22 protein-coding genes are annotated in these 19,251 nt (G+C 63.9%); 15 read left to right on the top strand and 7 right to left on the bottom strand.

All coding sequences use genetic code 11. The features are described from left to right. The coding region (locus Q1J79_RS12675; protein WP_367182987.1) for a thermonuclease family protein at positions 1–286 on the bottom strand (286 nt) is incomplete at its 3' end. Positions 287–657: 371 nt separating this feature from the next. Between Q1J79_RS12675 and Q1J79_RS12680 the strand changes: the two genes are divergently transcribed. Next, complete coding sequence (locus Q1J79_RS12680; protein WP_300300894.1) at positions 658–1,158, top strand: toll/interleukin-1 receptor domain-containing protein; 501 nt, start codon at positions 658–660, stop codon at positions 1,156–1,158. Between the two features lie 17 nt (positions 1,159–1,175). Here the strand turns inward: Q1J79_RS12680 and Q1J79_RS12685 are convergent, their stop codons facing one another. Next, positions 1,176–1,919 carry a dienelactone hydrolase family protein gene (locus Q1J79_RS12685; protein WP_300300897.1) on the bottom strand — a complete coding sequence of 248 codons (744 nt, stop codon included), beginning with the start codon at positions 1,917–1,919 and terminating at the stop codon, positions 1,176–1,178. Between the two features lie 177 nt (positions 1,920–2,096). On the opposite strand from Q1J79_RS12685, the gene Q1J79_RS12690 reads away from it, so the two are divergent. Then, entirely contained in the window at positions 2,097–2,360 is a 264-nt protein-coding gene (locus Q1J79_RS12690; RefSeq protein WP_300300899.1) for a helix-turn-helix transcriptional regulator, read from the top strand. A gap of 261 nt (positions 2,361–2,621) precedes the next feature. Here the strand turns inward: Q1J79_RS12690 and Q1J79_RS12695 are convergent, their stop codons facing one another. Together Q1J79_RS12695 and Q1J79_RS12700 are read right to left on the bottom strand one after the other, a co-directional pair. Continuing rightward, entirely contained in the window at positions 2,622–3,443 is an 822-nt protein-coding gene (locus Q1J79_RS12695; protein ID WP_300300902.1) for a hypothetical protein, read from the bottom strand. Next, on the bottom strand, positions 3,443–3,793 hold the full coding sequence (locus Q1J79_RS12700) for a hypothetical protein (protein WP_300300904.1): 351 nt from the start codon (positions 3,791–3,793) through the stop codon (positions 3,443–3,445). The genes Q1J79_RS12695 and Q1J79_RS12700 overlap by 1 nt, the downstream gene beginning before the upstream one ends. A gap of 346 nt (positions 3,794–4,139) precedes the next feature. On the opposite strand from Q1J79_RS12700, the gene Q1J79_RS12705 reads away from it, so the two are divergent. Both Q1J79_RS12705 and Q1J79_RS12710 read left to right on the top strand, forming a co-directional pair. Beyond that, positions 4,140–5,066 (top strand): diacylglycerol kinase family protein, encoded by a 927-nt coding sequence (locus tag Q1J79_RS12705; protein WP_300300906.1) that lies wholly within the window; start codon positions 4,140–4,142, stop codon positions 5,064–5,066. 22 nt (positions 5,067–5,088) lie between these two features. Continuing rightward, positions 5,089–5,436 (top strand): antibiotic biosynthesis monooxygenase, encoded by a 348-nt coding sequence (locus Q1J79_RS12710; RefSeq protein ID WP_300300908.1) that lies wholly within the window; start codon positions 5,089–5,091, stop codon positions 5,434–5,436. A 3-nt stretch (positions 5,437–5,439) separates the two neighbouring features. On the opposite strand, the gene Q1J79_RS12715 is transcribed toward Q1J79_RS12710, so the two are convergent. The 3 genes from Q1J79_RS12715 to Q1J79_RS12725 all read right to left on the bottom strand — a co-directional run bounded on the left by Q1J79_RS12715 (position 5,440) and on the right by Q1J79_RS12725 (position 9,409). After that, positions 5,440–5,907 (bottom strand): tellurite resistance TerB family protein, encoded by a 468-nt coding sequence (locus tag Q1J79_RS12715; protein ID WP_300300910.1) that lies wholly within the window; start codon positions 5,905–5,907, stop codon positions 5,440–5,442. Between the two features lie 74 nt (positions 5,908–5,981). Further along, a complete protein-coding gene (locus tag Q1J79_RS12720) occupies positions 5,982–8,771 on the bottom strand; it encodes an ATP-dependent DNA helicase (protein WP_300300912.1) in 2,790 nt (929 codons plus the stop codon). 5 nt (positions 8,772–8,776) lie between these two features. Further along, the gene (locus Q1J79_RS12725; protein ID WP_300300914.1) at positions 8,777–9,409 is read right to left on the bottom strand and encodes a helix-turn-helix transcriptional regulator; all 633 of its coding nucleotides are present in this window, start codon (positions 9,407–9,409) and stop codon (positions 8,777–8,779) included. A 150-nt stretch (positions 9,410–9,559) separates the two neighbouring features. On the opposite strand from Q1J79_RS12725, the gene Q1J79_RS12730 reads away from it, so the two are divergent. The 11 genes from Q1J79_RS12730 (at position 9,560) to Q1J79_RS12780 (ending at position 19,233) form a co-directional block, all read left to right on the top strand. After that, entirely contained in the window at positions 9,560–10,030 is a 471-nt protein-coding gene (locus tag Q1J79_RS12730) for a hypothetical protein (RefSeq protein WP_300300916.1), read from the top strand. Positions 10,031–10,068: 38 nt separating this feature from the next. Further along, positions 10,069–10,284: a hypothetical protein gene (locus tag Q1J79_RS12735; protein WP_300300919.1), complete on the top strand. Its 216-nt coding sequence runs from the start codon at positions 10,069–10,071 to the stop codon at positions 10,282–10,284. Positions 10,285–10,288: 4 nt separating this feature from the next. Then, positions 10,289–11,941 (top strand): portal protein, encoded by a 1,653-nt coding sequence (locus tag Q1J79_RS12740; RefSeq protein WP_300300921.1) that lies wholly within the window; start codon positions 10,289–10,291, stop codon positions 11,939–11,941. A 5-nt stretch (positions 11,942–11,946) separates the two neighbouring features. Continuing rightward, entirely contained in the window at positions 11,947–12,174 is a 228-nt protein-coding gene (locus Q1J79_RS12745; protein WP_300300923.1) for a hypothetical protein, read from the top strand. Between the two features lie 41 nt (positions 12,175–12,215). Beyond that, on the top strand, positions 12,216–12,932 hold the full coding sequence (locus tag Q1J79_RS12750) for a hypothetical protein (protein ID WP_300300925.1): 717 nt from the start codon (positions 12,216–12,218) through the stop codon (positions 12,930–12,932). A 247-nt stretch (positions 12,933–13,179) separates the two neighbouring features. Continuing rightward, a complete protein-coding gene (locus Q1J79_RS12755; protein WP_300300927.1) occupies positions 13,180–13,998 on the top strand; it encodes a phage capsid protein in 819 nt (272 codons plus the stop codon). Positions 13,999–14,008: 10 nt separating this feature from the next. Continuing rightward, positions 14,009–14,278 (top strand): hypothetical protein, encoded by a 270-nt coding sequence (locus Q1J79_RS12760; RefSeq protein ID WP_300300929.1) that lies wholly within the window; start codon positions 14,009–14,011, stop codon positions 14,276–14,278. 161 nt (positions 14,279–14,439) lie between these two features. Then, positions 14,440–15,009: a hypothetical protein gene (locus Q1J79_RS12765; protein WP_300300931.1), complete on the top strand. Its 570-nt coding sequence runs from the start codon at positions 14,440–14,442 to the stop codon at positions 15,007–15,009. Next, a complete protein-coding gene (locus Q1J79_RS12770) occupies positions 15,009–16,919 on the top strand; it encodes a hypothetical protein (protein ID WP_300300933.1) in 1,911 nt (636 codons plus the stop codon). Before Q1J79_RS12765 ends, Q1J79_RS12770 begins: the two co-directional genes overlap by 1 nt. Next, complete coding sequence (locus Q1J79_RS12775) at positions 16,919–17,365, top strand: hypothetical protein (RefSeq protein WP_300300935.1); 447 nt, start codon at positions 16,919–16,921, stop codon at positions 17,363–17,365. The genes Q1J79_RS12770 and Q1J79_RS12775 overlap by 1 nt, the downstream gene beginning before the upstream one ends. A 20-nt stretch (positions 17,366–17,385) precedes the next feature. After that, positions 17,386–19,233, top strand: coding sequence for a hypothetical protein (locus tag Q1J79_RS12780; RefSeq protein ID WP_300300937.1), 1,848 nt, complete (start codon positions 17,386–17,388; stop codon positions 19,231–19,233). Positions 19,234–19,251: the final 18 nt, after the last annotated feature.

The raw sequence follows: 19,251 nt of genomic DNA on the forward strand, positions 1-19,251 counted from the left end.
CCTTCTCCTCGCAGGCCACCCTGCGGCGGGCGACCAGGCCACGCAGATGGGCGGCAGCCGCCTGTCCGCACAGCCAGTCCAGATCATCCCTTTGACAAGTCTGGGTTTTCTCTGGGGCGTCGATGCCATGCAGGCGGTAGGTGACGCCGTTCAGCTTTAGGGTGTCGCCATCCAGCACGCTGGCGGCCGGTTCGGCCAAGGCGGGGCCGGCCAGCAGGAGCAGGGCCAGGAAAGTCGCCCGAATCGCATACCATGTCATGCAATCGGGTATAGCGGCTTTGCACATTTTCAGTCCTGAGCACAAAAAGAGGAACAACTGCACAAAAAGTCTGACCTTGATTAGTCAGAATTAGTTGAAACTACAATTAGCGCCGTCGAGTTGCATACAACTCTTGCTTGAGGCCGGCGAGGGTACTGGGTATCATTAGCAACATGGCTCGATGCACAGCACCAGTGGAAGGTCATCGCTCATCCAGCGCCGCAGCGAACTGCCCTGCATGCCGTGGGCGTTCTCGCTTTAGCGGCGGGTGGTCGTCTTACTCGCCACCGTCCTACTCGCCCCCATCCTACCCGTCCTCGTCCTACTCGTCTTCGTCGGGTGGCGGTGGAGGCAGCCGGGGCAGTGTAAAGCCGCGCTGGTCGCGAGCCGGGTCATCCTTGCTGTACACGCCTGCCGAGGTGCTGGCGCTCACACCGGTCCGCGAAAACGTCGAGAAGCGGGCAGCATCCGAACCCGATCTTCGGCACGTATTCCTCTGTCACGCATGGGACGACCGGCAGGGAGCCGCCAAGGAACTGCACGATCTGCTCGAAGCAAGCCGTGTTTCGGTCTGGTTTAGCGAGAAGGACGTTGCCCTCGGCACGCCGTTGCTCCGCGAAATCGACAAGGGACTGGCGAAGTCGCGTGTCGGTGTCGTGCTGGTGACTCCCGCGCTGCTGAGCCGCCTGCGCGGAGAAGGCATTGCCGACAAGGAGCTTTCGGTACTCCTAGCGCGTGAACTACTCGTTCCTGTCGTACACAACACGACGTATGACGCTCTCCGCGAGGTCAGCCCTATGCTCGCCTCGCGAAGCGGCCTGAGTACGGCAGAATCGTCGATGACCGTCGTCGCAGGCAAGCTCGCCGAATTAGTCTCAATTGTTGGGGCGCCCGCGTAGCAGCTATTCAATCGAACTTATTTTCTGACAGTCCGCGTTGGCCGAACCATTCGCAGCTTCAAGAAATCGACAATCAACGGCACCGCTGCGGGATCGCGTGTGATGTCATGACCGACACCGGGTAGCAACACCGACTTACGGTTCACACGTTGCATTTCCGGGAAAATCGAACAGTTCCGTTCGTGGAGATTTACCGCAAGCGTTTCGTCATGGCTGCCGAGCAGCGTCAGCACGGCGACATCCTCGGGTGCGGCAATGCCGGATTTCAAACTAGCACTCTCGGCGGGAAGGCAATTGACTCCAGTTATCGTCACAACAGGGAAGGTTGAAACCGAAAGCTGGGTCAACGCCCACCCACCGAGGCCGTGACCGACGGCGAACACGTTCGCCTGATCGAGCCACGGAAACTGTCGAAGCTGTTCACGCACGTATTCGAGTTCCGCCAACCGCTGAGCGACATCTTCTGCATTCGCGTGGTAATCGCGGGCATCCGTGCAAAAGGCATCGCGTGGGCGGTCGAGTGAATGCGGGGCGAACACGACAAAGCCCGCTCGGGCCAGTCCGGATATGATCCGCATTTCCGGTGACGCGACCGCGATGCCGGCGCAGTCGTGGAGATACACGACTGCTGGAACCGACTTCGGCCGGTGTTCAGCGATGGCGCGGTCCAGTGTGAACCCCGGCCTGTAGAAGAAATTATCAGGCTCAGCCGGGAAGACGATCTTCGTCGCCGACCAGACACGTGCCAGCGGCGTCTCCACGGGCGAATTCGCAGGCGTCCGCTGTGCCAGAGCGGTTCCCCCGAACAATCCTGCACACCCGAACAGTCCCACGCATAGCAGCGTTGCGATCCGCATCATTGTCTCCCGAGTGGTCAATTATTTTATAGGGAATATATGCCCTGTTTAAGGTTCGCGCAAGCTGCTGCTTTCCGCTGTATGAAAGCCAGACGGATTGTTGCTTGGAATCTGCGGAAAATCCGCGTTGAACGCGGCTTTACCATCGAGGCGCTCGGCGGGGACGCCGAGGTCGATTCCTCGATGGTCGCCCGGATCGAGCGCGGCACCGTGAATTCCAGCATCGACCTGCTGGAACGCCTCGCTAACGTCCTCAAGGTCCGGATCGTCGAATTCTTCGTCGAACCCCTACCCGGCGCACCGCAGCCGAAGCCCCTCCGTGGCGGTCGGCGACCCGCGAAATAACTGAGCCCGTAATTTTTTACTAAAGGGAAGCTGGCTGAAATTGGGTGAGCAAGCTTCTAATCACTCAATCTTCCAATAGTTCGATTTACTTATTCCGATTATTCGGACTTGGCGGCGCGTAGGCGGCCAATATACGGTCTTGACGTTTTCCTGCATGTACGGCCAGCATTACAATAAAAGGGAATTAGCAAAATGCGCCGTACTCTTTTAATCATATGCTTAATTGGAGCACTCATCGCCGGAGTAGGGGAGCGGATTATTTCACGAAAAACTGAACAGCTTGTTCGCGTGCTTTTTACTTCGGCAAAAAAGCCGGGGGATCGAGGGAACGCGACCTTGTTCGACATCATCGCCAGAGGCTTCTACGGGAACTTCATTGATATTAACGAAAAGCTGGCCAAGTAGTGCCGGAGGAGCGATTTGACTGCAGTATTTTTCGGCGGCGTCAAATGCCGGCCCGAGAACGCTACGTAATTGATTTTGATTAATTTCGCTCCCGTCTTCCATACGAACGGTTCGAATCTCCTTGTCTGCGTACCCGAAGGTAATGCGGCGCATTTCACGAAGAATATTCGGAGGCGTGTGCCTCTCATCTTTACCGCTAATTGCCCATACGAGTGGGCCAAGCGGGCAGTAATTCTGGACGATGCTAACTAGGTCCACCGCATCACGTGCGGCATTCTGTCTTGATGCTGCACATAGAACTTTGTTGATAGCGACATCTGACTGATGTAGCCGAAATCCCAAAACATCATCGTCAATAGCGGGAAAGAATCTACAACAGGACTCGGGATCATCCAGCCATTGCACCCTTGTTTGATAGCCATACTGCGTCAAAATGGCTTCAACCATCCATTCGGTTTGGGTAGTGACTTCGACTAGAAATCCCGCTTCGCGAAGAGCGTCTAGTTCCGGATTTACGCCTTCTGGTAATCGCCCTCTTTCGTCATGGAATATATCCATGTCGTCGGAAAGGCGCGGCCAGTTCTGGTTAAGAGCAACACCGCCACCAACATAGTCGCGAGGCTGCCGGAACGGCCGAAGCGCCCTGATAACCATGTGTTGAAGTTCGGTTAGCGGCATTATTTCACTAATGCGCTAATTTCCCGTCCGAGCCGGTACGCTTCTGCGTTGCCACGATGCATAAGCGCGGCAGCAACTACAGCAGCATCGCCAAAGTCGGCCTTCGCCGGATTGACTTGGATGTTGTCGAGACAACTGGCGTGGAATTGGCGATATGCCTTCGCAATGAGACTGCGAACTTTCTCCCTTGCTTCCGACTGAGAACCCGCGCGTAGGTCAGCGACAAACGCCTTTAACACGCCGACTTTATCGGTAGGGATAAAGACTTCGACTCGTTTCAGACCAGCCTTCTGCCGCCGGGCTCGCGACAGGCGGACTCTCTCATGGGCTAACAATGCCTGCTTCGACATGACCTCTTCCTCGTTTCCGGAAACATATCGTATTTTGTAACCGGTTGCAAGCCTGAATCGCAACCGGAAACATAGCCTATGTATTTATGAAATAATGAATAATCATTAATCCCGTTAATGTATTAACCGCTCTAGGACAACCATCATCGATAAAATCGCCATACTGGGTTTCACTCAAACCTTCATCTGCACAAAAAAGGCGGAATTTGCACAATTAATCCCGCTCAGAAGGGCATTTGTGTGCAAAGCCGGGTATAGCAGCATACGTTAGTATGAACAGACTTGGTCGACGCTGTCACAAAACCATCCCTGCCGCGCGGGGCCGAAATCTGCTATGCGGGCCGCCATGCCCGATTACCGCCGCCGCCTGCTGGTGATCTACAACCCGACCGCCGGCCGGCGGAAACGCGCGCGGCTGGAAGCCTATCTCGACCTGCTGGAAGATGCCGGCTGCGCGGTCGAATTCCGCCCCACCACCAAACGCGGCGATGCCGAAGCCTTCGCCGGCGAAGGCCATGCCGATCGATACGATGCCGTGGTGGCAGCCGGCGGCGATGGCACGATCGGCGAAGTGGCCAACGGCCTGCCGGCCGACAATCCGGCGCCGCTCGGCATTTTCCCGCTCGGCACCGCCAATGTGCTGGCGATGGAAATCGGCCTGCCGCTGCAGCCGCCAGCCGTGATGGAGGCCGTGTTGCATGGCGCGGTGGCGCAGATCTGGCCGGGTTTCGCGAATGACAGGCTGTTCACCATCATGGCCGGCATCGGTTTCGATGCCCATGTGGTGGCGGGGCTGCCGCCGAAACTGAAACGCTGGCTTGGCAAGGGCGCCTATGTGATCGAGAGCCTGCGCCGGCTGGTCGCCTATGACGTGCCGCGTTATCGCTTGAGCATCGACGGCCGCGATTACGATTGCGCCTCGGCGGTGATCGCCAAGGGCCATTTCTATGGCGGGCAGTTTGTCTGCGCGCCCAATGCGCGGCTTGACGATCCGGCGTTTGAGATCTGCCTGTTCAGGATGGGCGGCCGCCTCGGCGCGTTGCGCGCCACCGCCGCGCTGGCGCTCGGGCAGTTGCAACGCCTGCCGGAAATCGAGCTGGTGCGCGGCCGCGTGGTGGAGATTCATGGCCCGGCAGACCAGCCGGTGCAGGCCGATGGCGATATCGTCGCCGCCCTGCCGGCCCGCATCGCCATCGGGGCGAAAGCCATTCCGCTGATCGTGCCGAAAGGCAGCGCGCTGGGACAAAGCATGCTAGAGAAGGCGGCGGAATAACCCAGCAAGGGACCGCCCCGCAATGTCCGCACCCGGCTTCGCCCAAACCCCCAAACCACCCTATTACGCCGTGATCTTCTCCTCGCAACGCACGGAGGGCGATAACGGCTATGGCAAGACGGCCGATCGCATGGCCGAGCTGGCCCAGCAGCAGCCGGGCTTCCTGGGCATGGAAAGCACGCGCGGCGCCGACGGCTTCGGCATCACGGTGGCCTATTTCGACAGTGAAGAGAATATCCGCGCCTGGAAGCGCAACATGGAACATGCCGCCGCGCGGCAGAAGGGCCGCGAGACCTGGTATTCGCATTACGAGTTGCGCGTGGCGAAGGTCGAGCGCGCCTATAATTTCAACGCGCCGCAGGTGGATTAGAGTCTACCGCTGCGGCGGATCGTTCGGCAGCCGCTTGTAGCGCACGCCGGTGCCACGCTCGATCGCGGCGGCATGCAGGCGCTCGACGCCCAGCTCGTGCCGCAGCATCTCCAGCCAGCGCAGTTCCTCCTGTCGGCCATGACCATCCACCGCGACGATGTCGCAGGCCAGGGCATAGGCCGTCTCGCACCAGTCCTGCGGCAGGGCTTCCTTCACCAGGCCAAGCGCCGCGTCGATGCCATCATCCTGGTCCAGCAGGGCGACGCAGTCGCCGGTGGCGACCCGCATCGCGTCCAGCCCGTAATCCTTGAAGATCGGCAGATGCCGCACCGCCACCTCGATGGCCGCGACTTCCGAATCCTTCAGTTTGCCGTCGGCCACCGCGGCGATCACCATGGCATAGATCAGGGCATTCTGGGGCGTGATGGTCGACATCGGTTCCTGGAAGGGCAAGGGGGGAAAGACAGACAAGCCACACTATGCCGGATCGGGCCGGCCGGCGCCAGCAACCCGCTAGCGGCAGAATGCGGCAAAAGCGTGACGGGTCAGGCTTCCAGCGTGTCCTGCGTCACACGACCCGCCTGCATCTGCTGCAGGAAGCCGCGCGTCTCGGCCACGGCTTCCGCGATGCCGATGCGACGCACCTCCACGCTGGGCGGGAAAGCCGAGAGTAGCCGCGAAGGCAGCTGCGCATCCAGCACGACGAAGACGCCGTAATCCTCGGCGCGACGCAACAGGCGGCCATAGGCCTGTTTCAGTTTCAGGCGCGTGAGCAGATCGTCATAGGCCTGACCGCCGAAGGCGGCCTTGCGCGCCTTGTGCAGCAGATCCGGTCGTGGCCAGGGCACGCGGTCGAATACCACGAGGCGCAGGCTCGCGCCCGGCACGTCGACGCCGTCGCGCATCGCGTCCGTCCCCAGCAGGCAGGCATGTTCTTCGGCGCGGAAGATGTCGACCAGCGTGGCGTTATCCAGCGGATCGACATGCTGCGCGTATAACGGCAGGCCGGCGGCGGCCAGGGGTTTGAGGATGCGCTTCTGCACCGCGCGCAGGCGGAAGATCGCGGTGAACAATCCCAGGCCACCACCGCCGGCGGCCAGGAAGAGCTCACGATAGGCCGCCGCCACCTGGTCCATCGCATCGCGCCGCACGTCGGTCACCACCAGCACGCGGGTGCGGGCGGCGTAATCGAAAGGCGAGGGGAAGGCGGCATGGCGGCCCGGCTGCGGCAGGTGGCGCGCGCCGGTGCGGATATCGGCGCTGGCCCAGTCCTGCCCTGGCGCGGCATCGGCTTTTGCCGGCGCCATGTCGCGCAGGGTGGCCGAGGTGATCGCCACGCCATGGGCAGGCTTCAGCACGGCCGCCGCGAAGGGCAGCATCGGGTCGAGGTAGTGGCGATAGAGGCCGAGATCGAAATCGCGGCCGTCGATGCGTTCCAGCCCGAACCAGTCCACGAAGGTCGCCGGCGTTTCGGTGCGCAGATCGAGCAGCATGCTGCGCCAGGCTTCCAGCGTGAGCTTGCGGCGCAGCAGGCCGCGCAAGGCGCCTTCGATGCGGGCCCGCGTGGCGGTGTCCAGCTCCGCCGTTTCGTCGGCCAGCATGTCGCTTAAACTTTTCGCCAGCCCGTTCATCGGCTCCAGCATGCGCTCGATGCCGGTGGCAAAACTTTCGGCGGCCTCCAGCAGGCCGGCGATCGGTTCCTTCGTCGGGCATTCCAGGCCATAGGGACTGTCGGGCTGCGCGCTGCGCGCCAGGATCTGCTGCCGCACTTTGCTAAGGAATTTCTCGCCATGGCCGGCCGGATTGCCGTCGGTGATACGCGCCAGCCAGCCATCGGAAGGCAGGGCGCGCGCCGCTTCGTTCACGCCTTCCAATGCATTGCGGCCACGTTCGTCTTGCGCGACCAGATCGCCGATGCGGTTGGCCAGGCCGCGGGCGCGCGACCGCCGGCCGCCTTCCGGCCCGCGCAGCCAGCGGCGCAGTTCGATGGCTTCCTGCCCGGTCAGATGCGCAGCAAAAGCGCTGTCGGCGGCATCGAACAGGTGATGGCCTTCGTCAAACACGTAACGCAAGGGCTTCTGCGGATCGTCCTCGGCCGCGTTCATCCCTTGCGCGGCCTGGATCATCACCAATGCGTGGTTGGCGATCACCATCTCCGCCTTGCGCGATTTGCGCACGGCGCGCTCGATGAAGCATTTGCGGTAATGCGGGCAGCCGGCATGGATGCATTCGCCGCGCTGGTCGGTCAGGCCCAGCGTGCGGTTGCGGCCATGCAGGTCCACGGCCCAGGCGGGGAAATCGCCGCCGGCCAGATCGCCATCGCGCGTGGCGCCGGCCCAGCGCGCGATCAGGCTCAAGGGCACCAGATCCTGCGGCCGCGCCGCGCCGCCCTGGGCGGCATCTTCCAGATTAAGCAGGCAGAGATAATTCTCGCGGCCCTTGCGGATCACCACCTTCTGCGCCTTCTCGACCGGATCGGCGAACAGACGGTCGAGTTCGCGGTCGATCTGGCGCTGCAGGTTCTTGGTGTATGTCGACAGCCACACCGTGCCGCCATTCTTCTCGGCCCAGACGCTGGCCGGCGCGATATAACCCAGCGTCTTGCCGATGCCGGTGCCGGCTTCGGCCAGCACCAGCTCGGGCATGCCGATCATCTCGCGCGGCGCAAAAGCCTGCGCGGCCGTGGCAGCATAATCGGCCTGGGATTCGCGCAGCTCTGACGCGGTGCCCAGCAGGCGTGCCAGGCGTTCACGCGCTTCCGTGGGTGAAACACTTTGTGTATCGGGCGGCGGTGGCGGCGCGTAATCCACCCATTCGGGCAGTTCCTGCCATATGTCCAGACCGCCGAAGCCGCTGGCGGGAACACTGGCAGCTTCGGGCCCCATCGCGGCGAGCAGATAGGGCGCCCAGGGCCAGCCGGCCTTTTGCAACGTCTGCGCCAGTCGCGCGGCACGACGCAAGGCGCGTGGTTTCTGCTGCGGCAGTTCATGCAAAAGGGTGAGCGCCGCTTCCTGCAAATACTGTGCGGCCTCTTCATCATCGGCGGCATCCAGGCCGATGCGGGCCAGCAGGCCATGCGGCGTCGGCAGGCAGAATTTCGCGGGCCGCACGAAGGCGAACAGATCAAGCAGGTCGAAAGCGGGGAAGGGCTCGATGCCCAGCCGCGTCGCCGTCGCGCGGCCATGCACCAGCAGGGGCGGCGTGGCCCGCGCCCGGCGCGCGGCGGCATCGGGCGAAAGTTTCTCGATCCGGCCGCCTTCCGCCCACCAGGCAACGCCGCCGCCGGCCACCAGCGCCGGCAGGCGGGCGATGGCCGACTGCAGGGTATCCGTCATCGCCGCTACTGCGCCGCCCAGACGATGCGGGCGATCCAGGCGATGTCGGGCACGTCGAAACTGCGGTCGGGATAGGCCGGATTGAACGAGGAGAGTTCGATCCGCGTCAGGGTGCGGCGCGCGAGGATCTTGCACATCACCTCGCCCTGCACGGTCTTGGCGATCACGCGGTCGCCGCGGCGCACATTGGCGGCCGGCGACACGATCACGATGTCGCCGTCGCGATAGACCGGCAGCATGCTGTCGCCGGTGATCTCCAGCGCATAGGCCTGCGGGTCGTCGATCTGCGGGAAGGGCACCTTTTCCCAGCCCTCGCCGATGGGGAAACCGGCATCGTCGAAATAGCCGGCATTGCCGGCCTGGGCCATGCCGATCAGCGGAATGCGATGCGCGCTCGGCATCGGGCTGCCATCGCTGAGCAGGCTCATGAATTCCGGCACGCTGGCGCCGGTGGCCTCAATCACCTTGGAAATCGATTCCGTGGACGGCCAGCGCTGCTTGCCGTCGCGCGAGACGCGTTTGCTGCGGTTGAAGGTGGTGGGATCGAGCCCGGCCTTGCGGGCGAGGCCGGACGCAGTGAGGCCATAACGTTCGGCCAGGCCGTCGATGGCGGCCCAAATCGCCCGGTGAGTCAGCATGGGAAGATCGTCTTACAAATTGGTCGATTTGGCTACAGGAATATTCTCTGATAATGGGTTTGACACTAGAACATAAAGTGAATTATAAGATACCGGGTTGCGGGTGTTGTATGAATGTTCTGCAATGTGCGGCATCGGGCTCTTGGGCCAATGACAGCGGAATCGGATTATCCCCCTTATGCCTCACTCGCAGAAACGGCAGAGCCCGGCCCGCTGCCGGCGCGGGCCGTGGTGGTGTTCGCCGAGGAAACCCGCCTGGCCAAACTGCGTCGGCTGAAGCCCGGTTTTCGCCACTGCTTTGCCTATCTGGCCCTCGACCAGGGCTGGGTGGGACTCGATCCTCTGGCGCATCGTCTTGAAATAAAAGGATTTCCAGATTGGAGCCGGGATGCCGACCTGGCGGCGCATCTGCGCCGGCTGGGGCAATGCGCACTCACCGTGCCGGTGCTTGAACCGCCGCGACGCCTGGCGCCGCCGCTGCCGTTTTCCTGTGTCGAGACCATAAAACGGCTGGTGGGCCTGCATAGCTGGCGCGTAAGAACGCCATGGGAACTTTTTCATGAGTTGCGGAAAATATGCCTTGACGATGTATATAATTTGTTCTATATCTCTCTGCGATAGGAACATTTATCAAACATTTCCGCGAAAGGATTGCCCCCATGGGTGGTATTTTCGGGTCTTCTCCCCCGCCGGCCCCGCCTCCGCCACCCCCGCTGCCCGAGCCGGCGCCGACGGAAAGCGAAGCCGAGATCGCCGAGAAGGCGGCCCGCGAACGCCGTCGCCGGGCCCAGGCCGAAACCATCGCCACCTCCTGGCGCGGCGTGGATCAGGCCCAGGCGACCGGCGCGGCCCCGAAGCGCCTGCTGGGCGAGTGATGCCATGACCCGCGCCTCCATTTTGCCTGTCCCTCATCTTTCCGCATCCCGCGATTCTGCGCTGCCCGATGATCTGCAGCCCGAGGCGCTGCGCCGCCGGTATGAGCGGGCGCGCAGCCAGCGCGGCATCTGGGAATCGCTGTGGCAGGATTGCTACGACTATGCGTTGCCGGCGCGTCGTCCCGGCAGCACCGGTAGCATCGGCAGCCGTCCCGGACAGCAGGGCGGCGAGCGGCTGTTTGATGCCACCGCCGCCGATGCCGCCGAACAGCTGGCCGGCAGCCTGCTGTCGCAGCTCACGCCGCCCTGGTCGCGCTGGTTCGGCTTCCAACCCGGCCGCGACATGCCACCAGAGCAGCAGGGCGCAATGGCGGCCGAGCTCGACAAGGCGGCGCAAGTGCTGCAGGCGCAGTTCGACCGCTCGAATTTCAGCGTGGAAATCCATCAGGCGTTTCTTGATCTCGTGGTTGCCGGTTCCGCCTGCCTGACCTGCGAGGAAGCGCCACTGGGCGAGCCCAGCGCTTTCCGCTTCGCCGCCGTGCCGCTGAACGATCTGGTGCTGGAGGAAGGTGTTGGCGGCCGGCTCGACACGGTGTTCCGTCGCCAGGAGCTCAGCCTGGAGCTGCTGGCGCGTCGGCATCCGGCGCTGGAGCAGCATGCCTGGTTCACCGAGCGGCGCAAGCGCGAGCCGGATGCCCGCCTCGGCCTGCTGGAATGCGTGGTGCCCGCCCCGCTGCCGCTGCAGGGTTATGCCTATGCCGCCCTGCTGGAGGATGCCGCGCCCGATGACGCGGCCAGCCTGTTGGCGCAGGGCCGCTTCGATCAGGCGCCGTTCATCGCTTTTCGCTGGCTCAAGGCGCCGGGCGAAACCTATGGCCGCTCGCCGGTGATGAAGGCGCTGCCCGATATCAAGACCGCGAATAAAGTGGTCGAACTCGTACTCAAGAATGCCTCCATCGCCGTCACCGGCATCTGGCAGGCCGATGACGATGGCGTGCTGAACCCGGCCAACGTGAAGCTGGTGCCGGGCGCGATCATTCCCAAGGCCGTGGGCTCTTCGGGACTGACGCCCCTGGCGGCGCCCGGCCGCTTCGATATCTCGCAACTGGTGCTCGACGACCTGCGGGGCCGCATCCGCCATGCGCTGCTGGCCGATCGCCTCGGCCAGGTCGACGCGCCGCGCATGACGGCGACCGAAGTGCTGGAACGTTCGGCCGAGATGGCGCGGCAGCTCGGCGCCACCTTCGGCCGCCTGCAGGCCGAATTGCTGGTGCCGTTGCTGCACCGCGCCGTCGCCATCCTGCAGCGGCGCGGCGAAATCCCGCATTTTGCCCTCGATGGCCGCGAGGTGGCGCTGGTGCTGCAATCGCCGCTGGCACGGCTGCAGGCCCAGGGCGATGTGCAGAGCACGCTGAACTGGCTGCAGCAGCTTCAGATGCTGGGTCCGCAGGCGATGCAGGCCGTCGATGCCATGGCCGTGGCGCGCTGGCTTGGCCGCACGCTTGGCGTGCCGGGTGAATTCCTGCTTGAGGCCGGCGAACAGCCGCAGGGCCAGCCCGGAATTGATCAGGCGGCTGGCGTGGCGGATGCAGGATTGCAGCAGATGCTGCAGCAGCTGTTGCAGAACTCGGCGATCCAGCAGGGGGCCAGCGTATGAGCGCGATGTCTCAACCCGCTATCGAGAATGACGATCTGGCGGCCGCCTTCGCGCGCTGTTTCCGCGGCAATGATGGCGAGCGTGTGCTGGGCCATCTGCGGCGCATCACCATCGACCGGCGCGCGGCGCCCGATTGCAGCGAGGCCGAGCTGCGGCACCTGGAAGGCCAGCGCCATCTGGCGGCCTACATCGCGCAACTCGTCGCGCGTGGCCAGCTGGGCAGCGCGCTCTGACACACACTGGAACATTCAGGGATCAGCGAAAGGACGGCATCATGACGACACTGCTTGAAAGCGAAGCGCGCAGCGAGGGAGGCAGCGACGCGATTCCGGAAAAATTCCGCGATCCGCAAAGCGGCGAGCTGCGCGTCGATCTGCTGCTGAAATCCTATCGCGCGCTGGAGCAGAAGCTGGCCGGCACGGTCAGCGTGCCGGGCGAGGATGCCGACGACGACAGCCGCCAGCGCTTCCTGCAGGCGATGGGCGTGCCGGATTCGCCGGATGGTTACGAGATCGCCCTGAAGGATCCGGCGCTGTTGCCCGATCCGGACGTGAATCGCCGCCTGCATGAAGCGGGTTTCACGCCGGCCCAGGCGCAGCTGGTCTATGACCTGGCCTGCGAGCATGTGGCGCCGCACCTGCATCGCCTGGCCGGCGAATTCCGCTACCGCGGCGAACGCGAAAAACTGGTGCAGCGCTACGGCAGCGAAGCGCGGTTTGCCGAAACGGCGCGCGCGCTCGAGGCCTGGGGCAAACGCAACCTGCCGGAGCCGGTCTTTGCCGCGCTGGCCTCGTCCTATGAAGGCATCGTTGCGCTGGAAACCATGATGCAGGGCGGTGATCCGAAACTGGCCATGGGCGAACGCGGCGGCGAAACGCTGAGCGAAGAGCAGCTGGTCGGGCTGATGCGCGACCCGCGCTACTGGAAGAAACGCGACCCCGAAATCCTCGCCAAGGTCACCGAAGGTTTCCGGAGGCTTTATCCGGGCTGATCGCGGCCGGCTGGCGCTCGCGACAGCGGCATCCTCGTTATGGGGCGCGCCGCATCGCAGATGCCGGCCGGAAAGATTTCCCGCCTGCCGATAACCGCGAACCGGGTTTTTCCGGCGCGGCCGGAAGGCGCGGCGGCGGCGGTGCCCTGCTTGTTTTCGGCAGGATAACACCGTGGGCCGCATGAACCAGCCGCCCTGCGATTGCTGCAGGGCGGCAACGCAACCCCTGTGACGAAAGGAGCGTCCCGTGACGCCCACAATCGAACAATCCTTCGTCCGTCAGTTCGAGCATGACGTACACCAGGCTTACCAGAGGCTGGGTGCCAAGCTGCGTCCGACTGTGCGGTCGAAGACGTCCGTGAAGGGTTCGTCGACCACCTTCCAGAAGGTCGGCAAGGGTACCGCCAGCACCAAGGCCCGCCACGGCAAGGTGCCGGTGATGAATGTCGATCACGGCTCCGTCGAATGCCTGCTGCAGGATTACTATGCCGGCGAATGGCTCGACGCGCTGGACGAACTGAAGGTCGGCCATAACGAGCGCGAGGTGATCATCAATGCCGGCGCCTACGCGCTGGGCCGCAAGACGGACGAGCTGATCATCCGCTCGCTCGATCTTTCGGCCAGTTTCGCCGGCGGCGACAGCGATGGCCTGACCAAGGCGAAAATCCTCACCGCCTTCGAACTGCTCGGCAACGCCGATGTGCCCGACGATGGCCAGCGGTATGCCGTGGTCGGCTGGCGACAATGGTCGGAGCTGCTGGAGATCCCCGAATTCGCCGATGCCGATTATATCGGCGACGAGGATCTGCCGTGGAAGGGCGCCCAGGCCAAGCAGTGGCTCGGCACGCTGTGGATGGCCCATAGCGGCCTGACGGTGCAGAACAGCGTGCGGTTCTGCCACTGGTACCACAAGACCGCGATCGGCCATGCCTCGGGTCAGGAGGTGAAATCCGACATCACCTGGCACGGCGATCGCGCCGCGCATTTCATCAACAACATGATGAGCCAGGGCGCCGCGCTGATCGATCCGGCCGGCATCGTCACCCTGCGCTGCCGCGAAGTGTGAGGAGACTGAGATGGCTTACAGCTCAAAAACCCTCTCGGTGCTGGGTTACGCCAACGGCTTCACGCTCTGGCATTACAGCACGCCAGATCCGGCCGGCACGGTCGACAGCAGCGGCTATTTCAATGCCGCCGCCGAGATGCTGCGGGTCGGCGATTTCATCCTGGCCAATACCGGCGTCGGCGGCTCGCCGCAGCACGGCATCTTCGTGGTCGCCAGCAGCCAGAACGGCGTGGTTGACCTGGCCGACCTGGCGCCGCTGGGCGGCGGCAACACCGACTGACCTATCCGCCGCCGCGCCGGCGATGACCCCGGAGACCGGGTCATCGCCGTGCTGCGGCGGCCGGGGCCGCGCGGCCTGCGGAGCGCTCCGGTGCGATTGTTTTTTCCTCGCGTCGCACCGGAGCGCTCCAACGGGCCGGTCCAGTCAACAGGAGCTTCATCATGGCGCTGACCGCCACCGATCTTTGTTGCCGCGCGCTGATCACGCTGGGGGCCAAACCCATCACCGGCTTCGACGATGCCACTGTGGAAGCGGATATCGCGCGACATCTGTATCCCAGCCTGCGCGATGCCCTGCTGTCGGTGCACCCCTGGCGCTTCGCAACCATGCAGGCGAATTTGCCGCGGCTGAATCAGCGACCGGAGGGCGATTACGGTCATGCCTTCCAGCTGCCGCCGGATTTCCTGCGCGCCCTGTCGGCCGGCCAGCCGGACCGTGGCCGCGGCCTGGTCTACCGCATCAGCGGCCAGCGGCTGGAATGCAATGCCGAGGCGGTGCTGCTCACCTATATCTGCCGGCCCGATGAAAGCGGCTTTCCGCCCTTCTTCGACCTGGCGCTGATTGCCCGGCTGGCGGCCGAGTTCTGCCTGCCACTGACCGAAAGCACGACGCGGGCGCAATTGCTGCACCAGCTGGCCGAGGCGGAGTTCCGGCGCGCCAAGACCATAGACAGCCAGCAGGACGAGCCCGGCCGCATCGAGGATTTCTCGCTGGTGGAGGTGCGGGGCTGATGGCCAAGCTCACCATATCGAAGAACAACTTCACCGCCGGCGAGATCGCGCCGGACCTGTGGGGACGTTCCGACCTGCAGGGCTATATGAACGGCGCCGCGCGGCTGCGCAACGTGCTGCTGCGGCCGACCGGCGGCGTGACGCGCCGGCCGGGGCTTGGCCATGTCGCGACCCTCGATGGCGTGACGGCGGTTCGGCTCATCGCCTTCACCTTCAATACCGAGCAGGCCTATCTACTGGTGCTGAGCGCGGCAATCCTGCGGGTCTTCCGCAACGGCAATCCGGTTTTCACCGGCAGCGCGCCATGGACCGCGGCGATGCTGCCCAATCTCACCTGGACGCAAAGCGCCGACACCCTGTTCCTGTGCCATCCCGATCTGCCGCCGCAGCGCATTACCCGGCGCAGCCACACCGACTGGCATATCGAGACCTTTACCTTCGCGGCCGACAGCGCCAGCGCCGCGCGGCATGAGCCGACCTTCAAGTTCGCCAGGGACGACATCACCCTGATTCCATCGGCCACCGGCGGCACGATTTCGCTGACGGCTTCGGAGGATTTTTTCCTGCCCGGCCACGTCAACCTGCAGTTCCGCCTCAAAAAGAAGGCCGTCCGCATCAACTCCATCACCAGCCCGAAAGTGGCGCAGGCCACCGTGCTGCAGACCCTGGAGAATACCAGCGCCACGGCAGATTGGGAGGAGCCGGCCTTCTCGGCGATTCACGGCTGGCCGGTCTGCACCACGATCTATCAGGACCGCCTGGCCTTTGCCGGTTCACGCGACCTGCCGAACCGGGTGTGGCTGTCCAAGACGTCGGATATCGACAATTTCGATCTTGGTACCGGACTGGATGACGAAGCGATCGAATTCGCCCTGCTGACCGACCAGGTCGATGCGATCCGTGCCGTGGTGGCCGGCCGGCATCTGCAGCTTTTCACCACCGGCGCCGAATGGATGATCACCGGCGAGCCGCTCACGCCGACCAAGCTGCGCGCCGACCGGCAGACCCGGGTTGGCTCCTTCGCCGACCGGGCGATCCCGCCGCGCCATGTCGATGGCGCCACGCTGTTTCTGTCGCGCACCGGCAAGGAACTGCGTGAATTCATCTATACCGATATCGACCAGTCCTACACGGCAGCCGATCTGGCGTTGTTATCCAGCCATCTTTTCGCTGATCCGGTCGATCAGGATTACGCTCAGCGCGACCGGTTGTTCCTGGTGGTGATGGCCAATGGCCGGATCGCGGCGCTGACGCTGTATCGTGCCCAGCAGGTCGCGGCCTGGACGGTCTTCATGACGGATGGGCCGTTCCGGGCCATCGCGGTCGTCGATAACACGATCTACGTCGCGGTGCTGCGTGCCGGCACCATGCGGATCGAGCGGTTTGTGCCCGATACCCACAGCGATGCCCATCTGCTGCAGACCAGTGATGCGCCGAGGCAGGGCTGGAGCGGCCTCGAGCATCTCGAAGGCCGTACCGTGGTCATCGTGGCGGACGGCATGCCGCAGGCCAGGCGTGTCGTGCAGAATGGAGCAATCACGCTCAGCCGTCCGGCCCGCGTGGTCGAGATCGGCCTGCCTTACAGCCATGAAATCCGTCCCCTGCCGCCGGAGCTGGGCAATGGCGCGGTGACCAGCCAGGGCGGTCCGGTCCGCCTGGTCCGCGCGGTGTTCCGGCTGCATGCCGCCAAGGCCCTGGCCGTCGATGTCGGCCAGGGCCTGCGGCAACTGCCCTTCGGCCGTGGCGGCGACATGCTTGATACCGCCCTGCCGGTCAGGAATGGCGATATCGAGGTGCGCGGCCTGGGCTGGGTCCGGGGCACAGACATGCCGTTGTGGCGTATCGAGCAGGATGCACCTTTGCCCTGCACCCTGCTTTCCGTGATCACCGAAATCAAGGGAGCTGACTGATGAGCGGTTTTGAACCTTTCCTTATGGCAGCCGGCACGGCTCTGGGCGCGGTCAGCAAGATCAGGCAGGCCAACCAGCAGCAGAAGGCGCAGAGCCAGGCGCAGGCCATCCAGATGCAGCAGGTTCAGGACCAGCTGGCGGCGCTGGAAGAGCAACGCGCCAGGGTCCAGCGCGACCGGCGTGAGCGCCTGGCGCGCAATACGGCGGCGCAGCGTGCGGCTTTCGCAGGCAGCGGCGTGAGTGGCGACGGTTCGGGCGACGCCGTGTTCGAGAATCTGCTGAGCCAAAGCCAGCGCGAAAACCAGGACATCGACAGCCAGATCGATCGCCAGATCCGCAGCCTGCAATCCGGGGTTCAGCTCAATCTGCTGAGCCGGTCTTCCGGCTCGGATCCCTTCGGAACCCTGGCGGCCTATGCCAAGGCCGGCGCCGGCCTGATTGGATAAAGGATCTATGGAGCAATCGCATGACAATATCGAGCCTCCCTCCGCGCGTGCAGCTGATTGCAACCGGCACACAAAGCCGCTTTGGCTTTGGCTTTCCGGTCAGCAGTGCCAGCGAATTGCATGTCTGGGTCGATGACACGCCCCGCGGCGACTTTTCCGTTGATCTGCTCGATGGCGGCGCCGGGGGTGGCTATGTCGATTTCGGCGATGCGCCGCCGTCCGCCGGCCAGCGGGTGACGCTGGCGCGTATTCTGGCGCTCAGCAGCGGTCCGCGCTTTGCCGAAGGCGGCGTGTTGCGCGCCGCGGCGCTGAACGCGGAATTCGAGCGGCTGACCCGCCTGATCCAGCAGGTCGACGAGAAGGCGGGCCGCAGTGTCAAACTGGCGCCGGCCGCCGATCAGTCGCCCGCCGAGGATCTGCTGATCACGCCAGGCAGCCGTGCCAACCGCGTGCTCGGTTTTGATGGCGCTGGCAGACCGATCCTGATTGGCGAAGACAGCATCCCAACCGGCCCGGTTGGCCCGCGTGGGCCGCAGGGCGCGCCCGGTCCAACCGGTCTGCGCGGCTATACCGGTATCCAGGGGCCGCAGGGAATTGGTGGTCCGCCCGGACCAAAAGGCGATGCTGGTCCGGCGGGAGCCGCCGGCCCGCAGGGACCGGCCGGTCCGCAGGGGCTGCAGGGGCCGGCCGGCATTCAGGGCATGCAGGGACCGGCGGGCCAGTCATTCACGCCAGATGCCGTTGGCATCCTGGCCAACCGCAGCCTGCATGACGCGGCAATTGCCGGCTTTGCCTATCTGGCTGCTGATGTTGGCCAGCTCTTCTTCAAGCTCACGAATGCGGCCGCCGATTGGTCCGGCGGCATCTATTTCGGCCGGGGCGATGCCGGCCCGCAAGGCCTGCAGGGGCCGCAGGGCCTGCAAGGTATCGCCGGTCCGCAGGGGTTGCAGGGTGTGCCGGGTGAAACGGGACCTCAGGGGCCGCGTGGCCTGACATGGCGCGGCGCCTGGTTGGCGGCGACGGCCTATCAGCGTGACGATGCCGTGCAGCATGAGGGGAACGCCTATATCTGCCTTGCCGATGTGTCTGATGTGATCACGCCCGATACGGATGCCGTGCATTGGACTCTGCTGGCGGCACGCGGCGTGGTTGGTCCGCAGGGCCTACAGGGTGAAACCGGGCCGGTTGGACCGACCGGCCCGCAGGGCCCGCAGGGTGAAACCGGTGTCGCCGGCCCGATCGGACCGCAGGGCGTTGCAGGGCAGGATGGTGCGCCAGGCGTCGGTCTGCCTTATGGCGGCATCACCGGACAAATCCTGGCCAAGGCCTCGGCGGTTGATGGCGATGTGGTCTGGCAGACTCCGCCAGATGAGGCGGTTGCCAGATCCGGTGACACGATGACCGGTCCGCTGCTGGTGCCGAGCGTGAAGAGCGCAGGCACATCATCTCTGGAAACCGGATTCCAGCTCGCTGATGGCCAGGATATCGGTGATGCGATCCTGCACCGCGCGCGAGAGATACTCTATCTCGAGCAGCAGGTGGCCAATTGCGCCGGCGCGATTCCGAACGGCAACTGCCAGAGCGATGCCTTGTGGAGCATGCCCAATGCCGATTGGTGGAGCTGGGGACTCGGCCTCGGCTATGTCAATCCGGGTTATGATTTCGCCGGCGGCTCCAGCACGACGGATCAGCCCATGAGCCAGGTCAACCAGCGCATCTATGGCAGCTATTACCTGCTGCGCACTGAAGTCGGTTTTGATGTGCAGCGCCGCGACTGGATGAACTGCAATTGCGGCGTAACCAATTGCTATTCGAATTGCAACTGTAACTGTAACTGTAATTGTGTGTGCGATTGTAACTGCAAATAGCAAACAAGGAATAATTAT

The organism is Ferrovibrio sp. (genome assembly GCF_029255545.1).
In the GTDB taxonomy this organism is placed as follows: Bacteria; Pseudomonadota; Alphaproteobacteria; order Ferrovibrionales; family Ferrovibrionaceae; genus Ferrovibrio.

Coding starts and splice junctions, on each gene's coding strand:
- Q1J79_RS12690 (WP_300300899.1), top strand. CDS start 2,097: ATGAAAGCCAGACGGATTGTTGCTTGGAATCTGCGGAAAATCCGCGTT.
- Q1J79_RS12695 (WP_300300902.1), bottom strand. CDS start 3,443: ATGCCGCTAACCGAACTTCAACACATGGTTATCAGGGCGCTTCGGCCG.
- Q1J79_RS12700 (WP_300300904.1), bottom strand. CDS start 3,793: ATGTCGAAGCAGGCATTGTTAGCCCATGAGAGAGTCCGCCTGTCGCGA.
- Q1J79_RS12705 (WP_300300906.1), top strand. CDS start 4,140: ATGCCCGATTACCGCCGCCGCCTGCTGGTGATCTACAACCCGACCGCC.
- Q1J79_RS12710 (WP_300300908.1), top strand. CDS start 5,089: ATGTCCGCACCCGGCTTCGCCCAAACCCCCAAACCACCCTATTACGCC.
- Q1J79_RS12720 (WP_300300912.1), bottom strand. CDS start 8,771: ATGACGGATACCCTGCAGTCGGCCATCGCCCGCCTGCCGGCGCTGGTG.
- Q1J79_RS12725 (WP_300300914.1), bottom strand. CDS start 9,409: ATGCTGACTCACCGGGCGATTTGGGCCGCCATCGACGGCCTGGCCGAA.
- Q1J79_RS12730 (WP_300300916.1), top strand. CDS start 9,560: ATGACAGCGGAATCGGATTATCCCCCTTATGCCTCACTCGCAGAAACG.
- Q1J79_RS12735 (WP_300300919.1), top strand. CDS start 10,069: ATGGGTGGTATTTTCGGGTCTTCTCCCCCGCCGGCCCCGCCTCCGCCA.
- Q1J79_RS12740 (WP_300300921.1), top strand. CDS start 10,289: ATGACCCGCGCCTCCATTTTGCCTGTCCCTCATCTTTCCGCATCCCGC.
- Q1J79_RS12745 (WP_300300923.1), top strand. CDS start 11,947: ATGTCTCAACCCGCTATCGAGAATGACGATCTGGCGGCCGCCTTCGCG.
- Q1J79_RS12750 (WP_300300925.1), top strand. CDS start 12,216: ATGACGACACTGCTTGAAAGCGAAGCGCGCAGCGAGGGAGGCAGCGAC.
- Q1J79_RS12760 (WP_300300929.1), top strand. CDS start 14,009: ATGGCTTACAGCTCAAAAACCCTCTCGGTGCTGGGTTACGCCAACGGC.
- Q1J79_RS12765 (WP_300300931.1), top strand. CDS start 14,440: ATGGCGCTGACCGCCACCGATCTTTGTTGCCGCGCGCTGATCACGCTG.
- Q1J79_RS12770 (WP_300300933.1), top strand. CDS start 15,009: ATGGCCAAGCTCACCATATCGAAGAACAACTTCACCGCCGGCGAGATC.
- Q1J79_RS12775 (WP_300300935.1), top strand. CDS start 16,919: ATGAGCGGTTTTGAACCTTTCCTTATGGCAGCCGGCACGGCTCTGGGC.
- Q1J79_RS12780 (WP_300300937.1), top strand. CDS start 17,386: ATGACAATATCGAGCCTCCCTCCGCGCGTGCAGCTGATTGCAACCGGC.